The organism is Bradyrhizobium sp. JYMT SZCCT0180 (assembly GCF_018130165.1).
Taxonomy (GTDB): domain Bacteria; phylum Pseudomonadota; class Alphaproteobacteria; order Rhizobiales; family Xanthobacteraceae; genus Bradyrhizobium.
The window spans coordinates 90,593-106,396 of sequence record NZ_JAFCLZ010000018.1; the positions used below are offsets into that span (position 1 = coordinate 90,593).

Below are 15,804 nucleotides of genomic sequence, written 5' to 3' on the forward strand. Positions count from 1 at the left end.
ACTTCGGGTTAGCGCAGCGCCTGCGCCGCCTCAACAATGCCGCTCATTCGAGCCCTGAAGTCCGAACGACCGTTAACGCCGATTCTAGGAAGAGCAAAGTGGTTCACCTTGGAATCGTGCAATTGCTCGTGTCGTGTTGTTACCGCACTTTGAAAGCCTACTTCGTTCGCCAGACGCTCTTCACGAGGCCCGCACGCTCTCGGGGTACCAAACGGATATGCGACGTGACGAACGGGCAATTGGAGCAGATTTTCAAGATAGCTGCGGTTGTCGGCCAGTTCGGCTCGCGCTGAAAGGGTGTCCAGGCTTGCAAGCGCCGGGTGCGACGTTGTGTGGCCGCCAATCGACGCGAGCGGATGACGCGCAAGGTTACGAAGCTCGCGCTCGTCCAGGAAATATTCATCATTTAACGCTGCTAGAGAAATCCCGTTCTGTTCTAACGTCGGCGCGAGCATCGCGCCACGCCGGTAATCCTCATGAATCCAGCGGCGGACCTCATCAAATGCCGATATCTTGCTTCGAATATCGGAACAGTGGAACTGGCGACCTAGCGCATCGATTGTAACCTTGTCTCTCAAGAGAAACAGTTTGCGCAAACCCAACCACCACGACTGCAGGGATCGTGTAGGGGCGCCAGTCGGCACGTACATCATGAACGGTGCGTTATTGCGCTCCAGGACCGGAAGCGCTACCGACACATTATCGCGGTAACCGTCGTCGAAAGTCAGGACTGCATAGCGGCGCGATCGATCATTACTTGCCAGTCTCTGAAGACATTCATCCAGGCTGACGATGGACCATCCTTCTCGCCGTAACCAATTGAGTGAATATTCAAAAAGGGAGACTGAAGTGCCGGTCATCAACTCGGACTGACAATCGCGCTGAATCTCATGATGCACTATGATGACGGCTCTACCGGCGAAGAGCGCACGAACGCCGGGCAGTTGGCTAAAGTGGCCCGCCCCGTAGAACAGGCAATTTCTCAGAACAGGATTCACTTCCGGGACCTCCTCAGCTGCAGGTCCCTGGGTTGCGAGGCCAGAGTATTCTCCAGCTGAAACGTATGTCTTTCCGCGCCCGCTGCGGCTTTGACAACGAGCGGGGATCTCGCGGTTTCAGCAGCGGCAAATCGATAGGCTGTCGCAGCAATGATGCGGTCGGCGGCCCGGTTCCGGGCGTCCGCCACCGTCACCAGCGCATCTTCAACCATGAGAACCAGATGCCGCTGAAATGACAATGCGTATCTGGTGAATGTGTCGAGCGGAATTGGAGCATTTCCGTACGGTAGCCTTGCGCCTGCGCAGCATTGCTGGAGCGTATAGCGCGTGGCCGGATCGGCAAGGCTGGAGGCGTCCCATTCTGACTTTAGAAACATGCCAATCGCCATTTGTGCTAAGCACCGGTGCATGGGCCTACCGCAGATATGCTCATGATCTCCGGCGCAAAATGCGGCCTTCAGGACAAGGGCCGTAGTGCGGAAGTTCCATCATAGCGTGGTCACACGCACGTGTCCTATCGCAAAATGCGCCCCTGGCGCGACCCTTTCGAGTTACTCCGGCGACCTCTCCACTTCGCCATTACGTCAGCCCAAGGCCGCGGCGAGAGATCGACCGATTGTTTGGAGTCGCCAGATCGACCGTCGGCCACCACGGTGTCCTTCACCGACGTCGCTTCTACCACTCATCAAACCGGACGTGCCGGTTTCCGGCATCCGCTTTCCGGCCGGCTTCACCGCAAGGCACACGACGGGGGCGCTCTGCGCCAGGCTCAATCACCTTCACCTGACCATGGTCCAAAGCGGATACAAGGTTGCGCGGCACGCTCAGATCTTGGTGGACGCGCATCGGCGCCGGCTTGCTCACTTTGAATTTTATCGGGTATTCAAAGCGTCTTTTACGTACGAAAAGAGGTGTGTTGATAGGCGCGACAGGGGCAGATGCGGTATTGGCCATCTATTCCGCGCTCGCCAAGAATGTCTCTGCCGCAAGTTGGTCCAATGTCTTGAAAGTTCCCCATTGAGAGATGCGTTCGAGCATCTTGCAGTACCCCGGCAGCCAGTATTGCGAATAACAATCATGCAAGCCAAAGACAACCAATTCATTTTCCTCAATCGTCTTTAGCGCACGCTGCTCCCAATTTTGGTATTCATCTCCATAATAGTACAAGCCAAAATCATCAAACTGTACCGGGATTTTTACAACGCGGTTTTCTACATGCGGCGCTTGGCTGCCGACCCGCTCCGCAGGAGCCGCCAGCCATTCAAAATTGTGATAACACAAATTGGCGTCTATCAATTCAGGGGTGAGTGCGGATCGGCAAGGGTGATATCCTTTGATGCGGTAATCTATCCGTCGGCATGCTTCGAGTTGTGGTACTGCCCCTCGCAGGGGTGCAGGCAGAAGCCGACGCATTGCCTTTCGCATCATGCGGGCGTACCGGCGCCTGCCACCAAGCGCGCGATTCGCCAAGAACTGTTCAATCCGATGTGCAGCGCCCGATCCGGCGCGATGGTCAAACGAGTGAAAAGCAATGCAATGCCCATCCTGGGCTATGCTTGCCCGGACATCCGGCAAAAATAAACCAACGGCATTATACGTGGCACGAATACCGAGTCGGCGTTCGACAGAAAGCATCTCCTCAAGCGCCTGCGCCGCGTTTGTGTTTGCGTACGCTTCGAGTTGCGGGTCAATGCCTGCATGACCGACGCCTCTTTCCACGTCATGATAGATGCAGATCGTCCTTGCCTTGGTTGTGCTGCCCGTTTGGTTTTTTACGGGCTCAACCAGCCGGTCTCGATGTTGAGGTACATCAATAACCCACCATAGACCCGCGCGCTCCGCTCTAAAATACGCGCATACATGTTGGTCATAGATGCGGTCGAAGAGCTCACGATTAATTGTTTGTCGCCGCTTGGGGTCCGTCATCGAGATGACCAGTTCCGCAGTCGGCATCAAGATGCGCTTCAAATTGCGCTCGACGGCAAAATTCAGAATGCCATTGAGCAGCATGTGGTTCCATCCCTTGAATCGATTCTCGATCCGGGTTTTGAGTTCGCGCCGCCGTGAGATACGCTGTACTAAATCCGAAAGATGGTTGTTGGTGTAGAGCGTATCGCCGCGGAGCACGAGGTTTGCAGTTGCAACAAGCCCAACTTCCCCCAAGTGCTGCTGATGCCAGATAATATCGTCATCAAAAAACAAATCGGGCGGCAAGTCCGCGATGGCACTTGGTGCGGCGTAGAGAACGATCTGCCAAAGCTGATTGGGGACAGCGTCCGGAAACAGTCGTTCGGCTGATACGAATCCATCGGGTCCACATTTGGGAAGATAGTACAGGCGATGCGGGAAAAAATATCGCGCCTTAACTCCCTTATTAACGAACTCGTCTCGCCGCGCCTCCATAATCTCTCGAAACAACATTATCTTCCCCGCCGCTAACCCAACATCACCAATATCCGCCAAGCCGGTCGCAAAAAGAGAGCCGGGTCGAGGCTTTGACTCTGCCAATCGCGACAGCAAGGCCAAGGTTCGCCGCGCCTTCTAAAGGCCGTGCAGGCGCGATGAGCATGATCTCCGAGCAAAGGCTGCGCATTTTTCGCGAGGGAGTGTCGGCTTCGGACAAGCATCCGAACGTGGTTGCGGAAGCGAGATTCCGCATACCCGCTGGAGAGATTGCAGCGGATCGAGTATTTTCTGCTCGATTCACGATCTGGCAACTCCTGGCGCGCTGCGAGCACAGCATGGAGCGTGCTGTTTAACTCTCTCCGCGTCAACGCAATCTCACTGGAAATGGGGAAATCTATATGTACCCATAAAGGGGTAGGGCGCGCAGTGCACGATTCGGCGTCCTTCTTTCGTCGTTCATTTCTGACTACCCCGCAAGATGGAGTGACCGAGTATCCGAAATCACCGATCCTCGGCAAACCGAGTTGCGCAAGTCGGCGGCCATGGTGGCTGAACGGCCAGGCACCATCCGCGACCGGTTGCCAACAGTTTGGGCGAAGCTTTTTGGTTTCTGGCGAGGCTTAGGCACAGCTGATGCTCCACCAACGAACGTTAACTCCTTCTTTGGTTGTCGATGAGGCCGTCGGTCGGTCCGAAGAGGTGGTTCAGAGCAGTGCAAAGGACATCCGCTCGGACATCCAGCTGCTCAGAGCATGGGCGGTTCTGGTAGTCGTCCTTCATCACGCAGGGCTTCCCTATCTTACGGGGGGCTTTCTCGGAGTAGACATCTTCTTCGTCATATCCGGCTACTTGATGACCTGGCTGATCGACGAAGGTCTCGACAACGGCAGCTTCACATTCGGTGGCTTCTATGCGCGTAGGGTTCGTCGCTTATTGCCGGGAGCCTACGCGACTTTCACCGTCACGGCCATCGCGGCACCTCTGCTTCTCGACGCCACCGAGCTCCGAAGCTTCGTCGCGCAGCTAGCCGGCGCGTTCACCTTCACTGCAAACGTCGTGCTTCTGCATCAGACGAACTACTTCGGGACCGAGGCGGCGATGAAGCCGCTGCTCCACGTATGGTCGCTATCGCTCGAGGAACAATACTATCTCTGCCTCCCCATCGCGCTGTACTTATGCCCCCGTCGCTTTCGGCTGTTTCTCGGCATCGTTGGCGTAGTCATCAGCGTAGCTATCTGCGAGGCGTTCCTGTCGCGGAACGTCTCGGCGGCCTTCTATTATCTGCCGAGCAGGGCGTGGGAGCTGGGGATCGGATCCGTGGTTGCCCTGATGGTGCGACGTAACATCATCGCACCAATCCCGATCACAGCGCTACGCTGGGCGTGCGTAGCGGTCCTCCTGGTCGTCCCCGTAATCACAGACGAGCGCGGGCACCCGGGCGTAGCCGCTGCGGTTGTGTGCCTCGCGACTGCAGTGCTCCTCGTCCCTGGCGCAAACCTCGGTAGAGCCGAGTCTGCACTGTGGCCGCTTACCGCCGTTGGCGATCGGTCCTATTCGTTGTACCTAGTGCATTGGCCGCTGTTCGCTTTCGCGAGCAACGTTTTCTTGACCGCTGTGCCCGCCCAAGTGAACATCGCGCTACTCGGCATTGCTGCTATCTTGACCGAGCTGCAGTACCGCTTCGTAGAAAACCGCTTCCGCAGGTTCTTGATCACGAGGCGGAGCGTCGCAATTCTCCTGCTTCTGCCGATCATTCTGATCGCGGCGAGCTTCATGCTTGCCAGGTGGATGAGCACTGTCGACACGCAGGCGCGAACTGGCGGATATGGTCTAGCGCCAGCATGCGAATACAGGGATCAGTTTGAGCCGATTCCTAGTTGTATGAGCAAGCCTAATTCGCGAACTCTGCTTTGGGGCGACTCCTTTGCGATGGCCTTGGCGCCGGGCCTAGCGGCGTCTTCTCCGCAGGGAATTATTCAGGCTACGAAGAGCGTATGTGGACCCCTCCTCGATTTGTCCCCCCTGAATGGCGCGCACAATCGGCGTTGGAGTGAGAGATGTGCCAGGTTCAACGAGTCGGTGTTCAGCTATCTGGCTAAGCATCCGGAGATCGACACCGTAGTACTCTCCGCTGCTCTTACCCAGTATGTGCCGGGTGCGGAAGATCTGGACTGGCGCTATCTAGTGAAAACGCCGGACGGATTCAGCGAGCGGCCGCAGAGCACTGCTTTGCTGCTCAAAGCCTTGGCCACCACCGTCTCCGGGATCCGCCGCCTCGGCAAGCGGGTCATCCTCGTGGCTCCGCCCCCTGCGGGCCCCTTCGATATCGGGCGTTGTCTCGAGCGGATCGCCGCGGGCAAGCTGACGATCACCGACCATCCCGATTGTACGTTCACCTCGGAGGAATACCGCAAGCACCGTCGCGAAGTTCTAAGCTTCTTGGATCAAGTGCGAGCGCAAGATGCGGCGCCGCTGCTCGATCTCGACGAGCAGATATGCGGGATCGAACGGTGTCAGACACGGTTGAACGGAACGATGCTCTATCGCGATAACGGTCACCTCAGCCCGGCTGGATCGGTCGAGCTTGGGAGAGAGATGGGCTGGGGCAATCTAGTGGAGCGGTTTGCTCGTTAAGGAGGGGCCGCTGTCCATGACTGCGGTGATGAGGCGATTGGCACACTATTACCCGGAATCACATTCGTCGATACAGCACCCCTTGAAGAGTTGTTGGCGAACAGAGCTTTATCTCCACGCAAAGGCTGCGCATTTTCCGGGAGGGAAAGCCGCTGCACACGCTTCCGGATCATGCGCTGGTGATGGACAGACAGACAGGGCTGCGGTCCGCAGATCGCCAGCTCGGTGTCCGACAAATCGGCAAGCCGGGGGGCGCTGCGGATTAAACGAGCAGACCTAAGAACGGTGCCGCAAAGAGACGGCGCCCTTGAGCGCCTGTCCGGCTGCGTAGACGCCGCCCACGTTCGCCTCAAACGACATAAGTGCGTCCAAATGGCATCCAACGCCGAAGCGGGGCAGCGCCAAACGATTGAGATTTCCGTCGGCCAAGCAACCTTTCCGTGTCGTCACCGCAGTTGAAAAGCCAGCTTGCCCGGCAAGATACTCTTCGCGGGGCCCGCATGCGCCGGGTGTGCCATAGGGATACGCCAGGTCCCGAACTGGCCGTTCGAGGAGGGTTTCCAGATACTTGCGATTGTCCTCAAGTTCGGCTCGTGCCGAGGAGGGGTCAAGGGTCGCAAGCGCCGCGTGCGAAGTGGTATGACCACCAATCGACGCCAGAGGGTGACGAGACAGCGCTTGCAGTTCTCGTTCGTCCAGAAAATATGCGGCGTTCAAGGCCGATAGCGAGATACCGTAGTTCTGGAAAGTACGATCGAGCGATGCAGCACGGCGATAATCCTCATGAACCCATTTGGTTACCGCTTTCAATCCCACCTTCTTGCCGAAAAAGTCCGAACAATCAAACTTGACGCCCATCGGATCAATCGTGACGTGGTCCGCTCTGCGAAATAATTCCCTCAGGCCGAGCCACCACGGCTTCAAGGAGCGCGTTGGAGCGCCAGTTGGTACGTAGACCATGAACGGCGCCCTGTTCTGCTCCAAGAGCGGAAGCGCCACAGAGCTGATGTCTCGATATCCATCGTCAAATGTTATAACTGCATACCTGGGCGCGTTCGCTTCGTTTTGGGACAACGCGCGCAAACACTCATCAAGGCTGACGATTTTCCAACCTTGCCGTTGGAGCAACGAGAGACATTGCTGGAAGAGTTCAACCGATGTACCCGTCATCAGCTCGTGTTGGAAATCCCGCTGGATCTCATGGAACGTTACAATGACCGCCCGTCCGGCAAATAGCCGACGGAATATCGGCATGAGGCCCGTCCATTGCGTGCCGTACAAAATGCTGTTGACCAGGACTTCCCTCATTTGAGTCCTGCCAGGACGCCAGATGCTATTGAACTAGTGCGTGCCCTATCTGCTAATCTTTGGACCTTTGCCACGGTTGTCATTAGCAGGTCCGGTTTCTGCGACCTGTTGGCCCGATGCCAGACGTCGACAAGCTCTCGTTCCGTCTGGACAATTGTTACCTTCAGTTTCGCATCGAGCCATGCCGCCGCTGGCTTGACGGCGAGCGGGAATTCTTCGGATTCAGTAAATTCATTCTGCTGAAACGACAAGACTGAGAGGCAGAAGGGCCCTGCGTCAGTGATTGCTACCGGCAAATTCGACAGACCAACCATTCTCTTGCTCCAATCAAGACCTCCGGCGCAACGTCTTCAGGACAAAGGCGGGATCATCCTGGCAAACCGCGGGCGGAAGATCCAAGATGCCCCGGCCACAAGCACGAGTCCTAGCGCAATATTCATCCAAGATGCGACCCTTTCGGATTACCCCCGTGCTTCGCCACTACGCTGCAGCGAGGGATCGACCGATTGTTGCGTCAGATAGACCTTCCAACGCCACACTCGGGCGGACCTGCCAGCGAGACGATAAGCATCTGCGAATTGCATCGCGTTCGTTGTTGCCCCTATCGGCTGACAGAGGTTTGGCCTTTCAACGTTTCAGTAGGCATTTGTGTAGGCCTTCCTGGACAAAAGCGTGAGCAGAATAATTCGCAGATCGAAAAGAAGCGACCAGTTATCGATGTAGTACAGATCGTGCTCCACACGCCGCTGCATTTTCTCGAGAGTATCGGTGTCGCCACGATAGCCGTTGACCTGAGCCCAGCCGGTAATGCCTGGCTTAACGTTGTGGCGGCGGAAGAATGACGAAATCAGCTCGCCGAACACCTCGTTTTGCGAGGTCGCGTGTGGACGGGGCCCGACGAGCGACATATCGCCGACCAGGACATTGAACAACTGCGGAAGCTCGTCGATATTGGTGTGGCGCAAGAGGTGTCCCAGACGAGTCACCCGTGGATCGTGTTTGACGACAGGGTTGAAATTGTCGCCATCCTCCATCACGGTCATCGTTCGGAATTTCAGCACGCGAATAGGCTCGTTGTTGTAGCCATGCCGCGTCTGGCGAAAGAACACCGGCCCACGGGAATCGAGCTTGATTGCGAGCGCAACGATGACGAAGAGGGGGCTAACCATAATCAGTCCGGCGATTGCCGCAGCGACGTCGAATGCTCGCTTTAATGCCCGTTTGAAAGGATCGAGGGGACACTGGAAGATCCGCATCGTCACCATGTCGCCGAACTGAGTGATCCGTGACACGGCCATGAGATCGATGGATCCGACAGGGAGGACGTGAACGTCAACTGGGAGGTCTGCTAGGGCGTTGGCGAGCGCGAGAGCAGACGGAACATCTGCTTCCGAAGGCAAAATGACAATGTCATCTGCTCGGAGGGGCCGGCAATTTGCGACAAGCTGACGCGCATCAAGTAGTGCTTGGGCCGCGCCGGGAAGCGGTGGTACGGAGGCGTCGGTGCGAACCGTCGGAAAGTCGAACGAGTGGATGGTGCGAATTCCGGTGCCCATCGCTCGAATAGAGAACTGCAGGCAGTGACCCTGGTCTCCAATCAGAACGATGCGCCTGGCGTCGATCAGTCCCGCTGCAATGGCCGGCTGCAGTAGTGCGAACCATATTGCCCGTGTGCCGAGTACCGCGAGGAGGACACTCACGGCCTGGGCGATGACGGTGGCGCGCGAGTAGCCGTCTGAGATTTTCAGAAGGAATATCGTCGAGAGGAAGAAGCAGAACGCGAGGAAGACGCTGCTGGCGCCACTCCATAGGAACATGTGGCGTGGCTGGGTCAGGATCCGGGAGTATTGCCCGAGCCCTATGGAAACGAGCAGCTCCAACGTAGCAATCAGAAGGGATTCCTGAATGTACTTGGCGGGATCCAGCGAGACCAGGACCTGCCCCAGGATCAGCTGATGATACAGGATGGCTGCGAAATAGGCCGCTACAGTTATGAACAGGAATTCGGTACTTGCTGCCAATGCCAATAGGGCAGCCAATCGGTTCTTGCCGACGCGTGCCCTGCCGGCGTCGACCGAACCTGCCGGAAACTTGGTAGAGACCGGCAAATTGGTAAAGGAGGCGTAACTCATAGCACTCTGCCACCCAGCCATTCCGTCCCCCTGGCCAAATCAGTACCATCGGAGTCGACGGTTCGAACTGGCAATAAATGGGTAGGGAGGGGTAACCACGATGGTCGATTGAGCTGCGGCAACGCGGGATTAAAATTGCCGGAAAGAAATCCGCTCGCAATGCTCAGCACTGATCAATCGAAACAGCGAGGGAGACACTGAGCGACCCAGCGCCAATGAGGGGAGCAAGAACGGTAAGTCTTGCGGATCGTGGACGGTCGCTCGGACGATAGCGATGCAGGCGCGCGCTGCCTTCCATCAGGAGAAGAACTTCACCCATAGACCACGTCCATGCAGGGAATTGCTACCATGCCGAACTCTGGACTGCGCAATGATTTCTATATCGATGTCTTCGGCAGCAACCTCGGCCGCAGCATCAAATGGGGCTTGGTGGCCGTTGGCCTGACGATTTTTGTCCCTCAAGCAAAGGCCGAATATCGGGTAAACATCGGAGATGTGCTGGAGGTCTCGGTGCCGGGCGTGCCTGAGCTACGGCATCGTGCTGCCGTCCAAATGGACGGGAGCATTTCTTTGCCATTGGTCGGAACGCTACCAGTGGCCGGCCTACTATTACCGCAGATCCGAACCAAAATCGGGGCCGCACTGGGGAGCAAGGTGTTTCGACAGAGGACTTCCGATGGCCGCGAGGCTGTCATCGTGATCGACGCGAATGAGGTCACGACGACCGTGGCGGAATACAGGCCGATATACGTAAATGGGGACGTGTCAAAGCCGGGCGAGTACCCTTATCGTCCGTCCATCACGGCACGCCAGCTCGTCGCTGTGGCAGGCGGCTACGACATCATGCGTATCAGAATGAATAATCCGTATCTCGAGTCGGCGGATTTGAGAAGCGAGTACGGATCGCTTTGGACAGATCTTGCCAAAGAACAGGCGCGTATGTGGCGCATCAAGAATGAGCTCGGAGAGGCGACGCAGCTCAATCCAGGCATTCTGACGGACGTGCCCATAGCTCGATCGGCGATCTCGGAGATAGTCAATGCAGAAACGGAATATTTGAAAACGAAGCAGAGTGACTTTCAGCAGGAAAAGACATTCCTTCAAGGCGGCGTGCGACGGGGAGACGACGAGATCCGCGTGCTCTCGGAGCAGCAGAAGAAAGAGGAAGAGGGGCTTCACTCAGACCTCGAAGAACTGCAGAAAGCGTCCGATCTCTTCGCCAGGGGTTCCTTGACCAGCCCTCGCGTTACGGATGCCCGTCGCGCGGTGTTGCTGTCGTCAACCCGGAAGCTGCAGACCACTGCGCAACTGCTGCAGGCCAAGAAGCAACAGGACGAGCTCAGCAGAAAGCTGGCAAAACTTGACGATCAGCGGAGGCTCGATCTGCTCCGTGAGCTGCAGGACACCAGCGTAAAGCTTAACCAGATTCGCGAGAAGTTGCAGAGCGTCGGCGAGAAGCTTCAGTACACCTCGATGGTGCGATCACAACTCGCACGTGGAAGCGGTAACAAAACAGAGATCGCCATCATTAGAAAAGGCGACAAGGGCCAGGAACGCATCGTCGCAAGCGAAGATACCGAGTTGGAGCCGGGTGACGCAGTCGAGGTCACCTTGCGATACCATGACCGGCCTGACGCTTCTCCCCGAAGCCTAAGCCATTCAAGTATCCCGTCAGGGATAGACCGGGTCGACGCGACTGGGAGCGATTCGCTGCGCGTCGGGAGGAGGTGACGAGGGTTGCCGCAACGGCGTTCGTCTACGCCACGACACGCCTTGGCGCGGTTGCCGAAGCCTTCTCGCAGAACAATCGCGGTCCGAGTCTGGAGAGCGTAGCCGGCGCCCAGGCAGGCATTGCACGGAAGCCGGTTGGACGAATACGGAAAGGGGCCGAAATGATCTTGTTGACAGGCGGCGCTGGCTACATTGGGTCTCACGTTTGTATCGCCTTGATGGAGGCCGGGCTCGACGTCGTCGTCGTCGACAATCTCTCCAACAGCAACAAGGCCTCTCTCCAGCGGGTGCAATCCATCTGCGGGCGGTCGCTCGTCTTCCGGCACGCTGACATCCGGAATGAAGAGGCCATCTACGAAATACTTCGTTCCTGCGGGGTGACTGCGGTCATTCACCTTGCGGGGCTGAAAGCCGTGGGCGATTCCAACGTTCGGCCCATGACGTATTACGAGAATAACGTCTTGGGAACGATGCGGCTCCTGTCGGCCATGAAGCGAGCAAACGTGAAGTCACTGGTCTTCAGTTCGTCCGCAACCGTTTACGGTGTACCCAGCTATCTGCCGCTCGACGAGAAGCATCCGCTCGGACCGACAAATCCGTACGGCCGCACAAAGTTCTTTATCGAGGAAATGCTGAGGGACCTTTACAGCTCCGACGACGAGTGGCGGATCGGTATCCTGCGGTACTTCAATCCGGTTGGCGCGCACGAAAGCGGACTCGTCGGAGAAGACCCGCTGGGCGTTCCGAGCAACCTGTTGCCGTTTGTGGCGCAAGTGGCGATTGGAAGGCGAGAGAAGCTGCTCGTTTGGGGCAACGACTATGACACGCCGGATGGCACCGGTATCCGCGACTTCATCCATGTCGTCGACCTTGCATCCGGTCACCTCAGTGCCCTGCGCCACCTGCAACGGCCCGGGGTGCTCACGGTCAATCTTGGAACGGGCAGCGGCAGCAGCGTTCTGGAAGTCATTCGAACATTTGAGGCGGTGAGCGGCAGGTCGATTCGGTATGAGATCGGGGCGCGCCGGGCAGGGGATGTCGCCACCTGTTATGGCGACCCCACGTTTGCGAAGGAGGAGTTGGGTTGGAAATCGGCGCGATCGTTGGAGCAAATGTGCGCGGACCATTGGCGTTGGCAATTGCAGAACCCCAACGGCTATCGTGCTATCGAGCCTGAGCTGGAGCGGTCCAGGCATGCCGACCGTCACCGTCCGAGCGTTCGCTCCCGGGGGGTGAGCAAGCACCGCATGGTCCGACCGCATGAGCGGGCTTGAGGACGAGTTGCGGCAGCGAGCACGCCGCCCATCAGAGGTAGCCCGTTAAGACCCGAAATCTCCATGCCTGGCAGCGTAACTTGCAGATAAAACGGTGACGATAGGGACAAACGATGCCGCATTATCGTGTCTACGTTTCGGATGAACACGGCCGGTTGGTGGGCGTGGTCAACTTTGACTGCGCTGACGACGATGCAGCGAAAGAGCGGGCCAAGCAGTTGGGGAACGCGCACGAGGTGCAGCTTTGGCGGCAGGTCGCGCAGTTCAAATTCGAGAATCCGCCGGACCGATCCAAGCGGCGACGAGGCGCCCTCGCGCACTAGGACCCAACGCAGTCACGCACCGCCACCATCCTGACACCTGGCCGCACTGTGACGGCACTGCCGCACTCCGATGCCGATTGTGCCGTTCCGATAACTTCAGGGATCGTCTGATGGAACGGTCGCAGCTCCAGCCAGCATGATCCCAACGCATCATCGACGATCCGACCACCGCCGAAACCAAGAAGCAGGCGCGCTCGATCACATACCAGCTCATCATCGCCAAGCGATGCGCGCGTCCCTGAGCCCCAGCCAGGCCTCTGCATTCGGTACGGTCTTCAGGTGGCGGCCGGATGCCGTCCGCTTCTCGCGAGGCTTCCCTGGGCCGGCCAAGCCCGGCATCATGGCTCCGGGCCCGGATCGCCTTCTGCAGCGTCTCGGTACCGATGCGTCCGTGGGTTCGTGCAGATCGAGATCAGCCACCAGCGTCGGCCGCCTGCAGCGACCGCTCGATTTCGCCGCAACCTTCGCGCGTCATTCTGGCTCAATGTCGGCAGCCGGACATCGCGCAACGCGAAGACGCCGTGGCGGTACGCTTCGTTTTGCATACGCAACGCATGAAAATCGCGGCGGGACTGACTTTCAAATCCCGCCGCGATCGCCTGTTATTTAGCTAACCGCGCTGCGCCAAGAGACCTTGGGTTGATGTCCTTGCGGATCAGGCCGTCGTAACGCGCTACCTCGGCATGACTTGTCTCGTGGTTAAGCACTTCCACTGGCGCCGGACCCCCGATTTGCTTGATCTCGGAGATTGCCGCGATGGGGCTCGGGTGTCGCTCGCTCACATTTGAGATTGAGGGCTGAAAGCTGCTTGCCCGATTGTTCATCCCCCAGATCGCCGCTTGTGTGCGGTTCTGGACCCGGATCTTGCGCAGAATTGCCTTGACGTGGACCTTCACGGTTGCCTCGGCGATGTCGATCTTTCGCGCTATCGACTTGTTGGACTCGCCTTCGATCAGGCCGCGCAGAATCGACTTCTCCCGAGGTGAAAGCTGTGGCGCGATCGTATCCTCGCTTGTGACGACGATTGCCTCGCCGCTGTCGTCGCTCGGCGCCACCTCAGGCAATTGGTTGCCTTTGGAATCGAGGAACAATGACAGGAACGCCGGCGGAAAAAATGTTTCACCCATCATCACCAACTCGACGGATTTGATGAATACGTCACACCTCATTACGTCGACGAAAAAGCCATTGGCGCCGGCCCGAAATGCCGAAACCAGTTCATCCAGCCGATAGTGATCGGCCACGATTGCAAAGCGGCCGCCCGGATACCTCTGTCGCAAAATTTCGATCTGTTCGAGGGCGACGCTGAAATCGTCACCGGTGTGGACAATGAGAAATAGCAATTGGTGTGGTTGGAGTTTGCCGGGCGGCAAATCATCAGCGCACGATACCGAGGCGGATGTGCGACAATTTGCTGCGCGTAGGATTCTGGCAATTCCTTCCCTAACTAAGATGCTTCTGCCAACGAGAACCGTTGTAAAAGATTTTTGCCTCCGCATTTTACTCTCCCGCCAAACGCAATTGTTTGAACTAAATGATTGGCTTTGTACTCAGTCGGTCTTCTTCTCCAGTCGTCTTGCTCCTTCGTTCAAAGGGGTTTTTTATTGGCGGATTTGAAAGGCTCCGAATCTGTGATGCTTGTTTTCCTACGTTCGCAGAATATCGGCTTGGCAGGTTTCGAGGGATCCGCGTTAGTAAAGTCTTTACGAATGTTAGATTCGAATTCTCCGTATCCCTATATACCTTTGGTTATAGTGCCGGCTCGGGCAGATGGATGTCGTTCATAATGGCTAACGACCCATTCTTCCGCATTCTCTGAGCGAGTTGATAGCGCGACGCTAATCAAGCGTTGTGAAACTTTTGCGCTGCTGACGGTGTCGCCGAGGGCGGATGTACAGTGGCGCGAAAGCTTCAAATGATGAAATGCGAAAGCGAAGTAACGTGTCACTCGAAACCGATCCGTACTTCTACGGAAGCACCGCGAAGGGGTTACATCTTTTGAGACACAGACAGGCTGACAGGACGCGGGTTAACCTCGTTTTGCGTTGCGGTATCGAATGCGTTGCATTGTTGGAAATTTGTCTCGAAGTCGTTTAGGCTAGCAATGAAACAAGCAGGGGCGAGTGGGGTTTAAGTTATTGGGGGGACAGGCTGAGGACCGCCCGATGCGTTGTACCAACGTAGTGATCGCAGACCGGCATCCGATCGTTCTGCAGGGGTTGAGCCGTCTGCTTGGCGCCGACGGCGACTTCAACATTGTTGCGAGTTGCAGTGATGGTGCAAGTTGCATCGAGGCGCTGCGGAAGTTCGGGCCGGATATCGCAATTCTCGGCGTTTCAATTCCTGGCGTGACCGAATCGGAAATTCTCTCCCTCATCAATTCCGAGAATCTTGCCACGCGACTGGTCTTTTTCACCGCAACTGATGAGGACTGCGAACTGGTTATGGCAGCTGCGGCCGAAGGCTACAGTGTCATTTCGAAGGATACGGACCCCGAAGCTCTGATGCAGGCCTTGCGCGAGGTTGCGACAGGTCAACGGCTGTTGCCGCTGCTTTCCCCTGAGCAAACAATAACTCGGGAGCAAAGCGCGGTCGCTGAAAGTGCGCTGACAACGTTGACGGATCGTGAGCGCCAGATCATGCGCCTGGTGTCCGAAGGATTGTCGAACAAGGAAATTGGTCGACGGCTAAGTATTACGGACGGCACCATCAAGGTACATCTTCATCACATTTTTCAGAAGCTCGAAATCAGTAACCGGACAGTGCTTGCGGCGCTCGCGATTTCGCAGAGCGATCGCGCGGGATCCCCTGAAGACAAGCCGGCGCAGCCCATCTCGTCCGATTGAGCGGAAGGTGGTGGTAGGCCCTGGGAAAACCCGTGCCTGTCTTAGTGCGCAACAATAAGGGTAACTGTAGAAGTGCCAAGTCATCGGCGCGCCGTCGTGGTTTGAACACGTCGTTCCCACGGCTGGCCATTTTCGCTTTAAACGGTAGCCTC

13 protein-coding genes are annotated in these 15,804 nt (G+C 57.1%); 6 read left to right on the forward strand and 7 right to left on the reverse strand.

Translation table 11 applies throughout. From position 1 onward, the window contains the following. Positions 1-8: 8 nt before the first annotated feature. The 4 genes from JQ641_RS25465 to JQ641_RS25480 form a co-directional block, all read right to left on the reverse strand. The gene (locus JQ641_RS25465; protein ID WP_349628619.1) at positions 9-998 is read right to left on the reverse strand and encodes a polysaccharide deacetylase family protein; all 990 of its coding nucleotides are present in this window, start codon (positions 996-998) and stop codon (positions 9-11) included. Further along, positions 995-1,387 carry a hypothetical protein gene (locus JQ641_RS25470; RefSeq protein ID WP_211998628.1) on the reverse strand — a complete coding sequence of 131 codons (393 nt, stop codon included), beginning with the start codon at positions 1,385-1,387 and terminating at the stop codon, positions 995-997. Before JQ641_RS25470 ends, JQ641_RS25465 begins: the two co-directional genes overlap by 4 nt. Positions 1,388-1,673: 286 nt before the next feature. Beyond that, positions 1,674-1,952 carry a hypothetical protein gene (locus JQ641_RS25475; protein WP_211998629.1) on the reverse strand — a complete coding sequence of 93 codons (279 nt, stop codon included), beginning with the start codon at positions 1,950-1,952 and terminating at the stop codon, positions 1,674-1,676. After that, on the reverse strand, positions 1,953-3,524 hold the full coding sequence (locus JQ641_RS25480; protein WP_211998630.1) for a polysaccharide deacetylase family protein: 1,572 nt from the start codon (positions 3,522-3,524) through the stop codon (positions 1,953-1,955). Between the two features lie 35 nt (positions 3,525-3,559). Here JQ641_RS25480 and JQ641_RS25485 point away from each other — a divergent pair, with 35 nt between their 5' ends. Beyond that, positions 3,560-3,757, forward strand: coding sequence for a hypothetical protein (locus JQ641_RS25485; RefSeq protein ID WP_211998631.1), 198 nt, complete (start codon positions 3,560-3,562; stop codon positions 3,755-3,757). Between the two features lie 280 nt (positions 3,758-4,037). Continuing rightward, positions 4,038-6,038, forward strand: coding sequence for an acyltransferase family protein (locus JQ641_RS25490; RefSeq protein ID WP_211998632.1), 2,001 nt, complete (start codon positions 4,038-4,040; stop codon positions 6,036-6,038). Between the two features lie 276 nt (positions 6,039-6,314). On the opposite strand, the gene JQ641_RS25495 is transcribed toward JQ641_RS25490, so the two are convergent. Beyond that, positions 6,315-7,346 (reverse strand): polysaccharide deacetylase family protein, encoded by a 1,032-nt coding sequence (locus tag JQ641_RS25495; RefSeq protein ID WP_211998633.1) that lies wholly within the window; start codon positions 7,344-7,346, stop codon positions 6,315-6,317. A 635-nt stretch (positions 7,347-7,981) separates the two neighbouring features. Next, positions 7,982-9,478: an undecaprenyl-phosphate glucose phosphotransferase gene (locus JQ641_RS25500; protein WP_211998634.1), complete on the reverse strand. Its 1,497-nt coding sequence runs from the start codon at positions 9,476-9,478 to the stop codon at positions 7,982-7,984. A gap of 348 nt (positions 9,479-9,826) precedes the next feature. On the opposite strand from JQ641_RS25500, the gene JQ641_RS25505 reads away from it, so the two are divergent. From JQ641_RS25505 to JQ641_RS25515, 3 genes are all read left to right on the forward strand, one after another. Continuing rightward, complete coding sequence (locus JQ641_RS25505) at positions 9,827-11,209, forward strand: polysaccharide biosynthesis/export family protein (RefSeq protein WP_211998635.1); 1,383 nt, start codon at positions 9,827-9,829, stop codon at positions 11,207-11,209. 161 nt (positions 11,210-11,370) lie between these two features. Further along, entirely contained in the window at positions 11,371-12,483 is a 1,113-nt protein-coding gene (gene galE, locus JQ641_RS25510; protein WP_211998636.1) for a UDP-glucose 4-epimerase GalE, read from the forward strand. Between the two features lie 113 nt (positions 12,484-12,596). Beyond that, positions 12,597-12,806: a hypothetical protein gene (locus JQ641_RS25515; protein ID WP_211998637.1), complete on the forward strand. Its 210-nt coding sequence runs from the start codon at positions 12,597-12,599 to the stop codon at positions 12,804-12,806. Positions 12,807-13,408: 602 nt separating this feature from the next. Here JQ641_RS25515 and JQ641_RS25520 read toward each other — a convergent pair. Further along, positions 13,409-14,305 (reverse strand): LuxR C-terminal-related transcriptional regulator, encoded by an 897-nt coding sequence (locus tag JQ641_RS25520; RefSeq protein ID WP_211998638.1) that lies wholly within the window; start codon positions 14,303-14,305, stop codon positions 13,409-13,411. Positions 14,306-14,971: 666 nt separating this feature from the next. Between JQ641_RS25520 and JQ641_RS25525 the strand changes: the two genes are divergently transcribed. Next, complete coding sequence (locus tag JQ641_RS25525; protein ID WP_211998639.1) at positions 14,972-15,652, forward strand: LuxR C-terminal-related transcriptional regulator; 681 nt, start codon at positions 14,972-14,974, stop codon at positions 15,650-15,652. Positions 15,653-15,804: the final 152 nt, after the last annotated feature.

Excerpts from the sequence above, each read along its gene's own strand:
- JQ641_RS25515 (WP_211998637.1), top strand. The coding sequence starts at position 12,597 with ATGCCGCATTATCGTGTCTACGTTTCGGATGAACACGGCCGGTTGGTG.
- JQ641_RS25470 (WP_211998628.1), bottom strand. The coding sequence starts at position 1,387 with ATGGCGATTGGCATGTTTCTAAAGTCAGAATGGGACGCCTCCAGCCTT.
- JQ641_RS25490 (WP_211998632.1), top strand. The coding sequence starts at position 4,038 with ATGCTCCACCAACGAACGTTAACTCCTTCTTTGGTTGTCGATGAGGCC.
- JQ641_RS25475 (WP_211998629.1), bottom strand. The coding sequence starts at position 1,952 with ATGGCCAATACCGCATCTGCCCCTGTCGCGCCTATCAACACACCTCTT.
- galE (WP_211998636.1), top strand. The coding sequence starts at position 11,371 with ATGATCTTGTTGACAGGCGGCGCTGGCTACATTGGGTCTCACGTTTGT.
- JQ641_RS25495 (WP_211998633.1), bottom strand. The coding sequence starts at position 7,346 with ATGAGGGAAGTCCTGGTCAACAGCATTTTGTACGGCACGCAATGGACG.
- JQ641_RS25500 (WP_211998634.1), bottom strand. The coding sequence starts at position 9,478 with ATGAGTTACGCCTCCTTTACCAATTTGCCGGTCTCTACCAAGTTTCCG.
- JQ641_RS25525 (WP_211998639.1), top strand. The coding sequence starts at position 14,972 with ATGCGTTGTACCAACGTAGTGATCGCAGACCGGCATCCGATCGTTCTG.
- JQ641_RS25520 (WP_211998638.1), bottom strand. The coding sequence starts at position 14,305 with ATGCGGAGGCAAAAATCTTTTACAACGGTTCTCGTTGGCAGAAGCATC.
- JQ641_RS25485 (WP_211998631.1), top strand. The coding sequence starts at position 3,560 with ATGAGCATGATCTCCGAGCAAAGGCTGCGCATTTTTCGCGAGGGAGTG.
- JQ641_RS25505 (WP_211998635.1), top strand. The coding sequence starts at position 9,827 with ATGCCGAACTCTGGACTGCGCAATGATTTCTATATCGATGTCTTCGGC.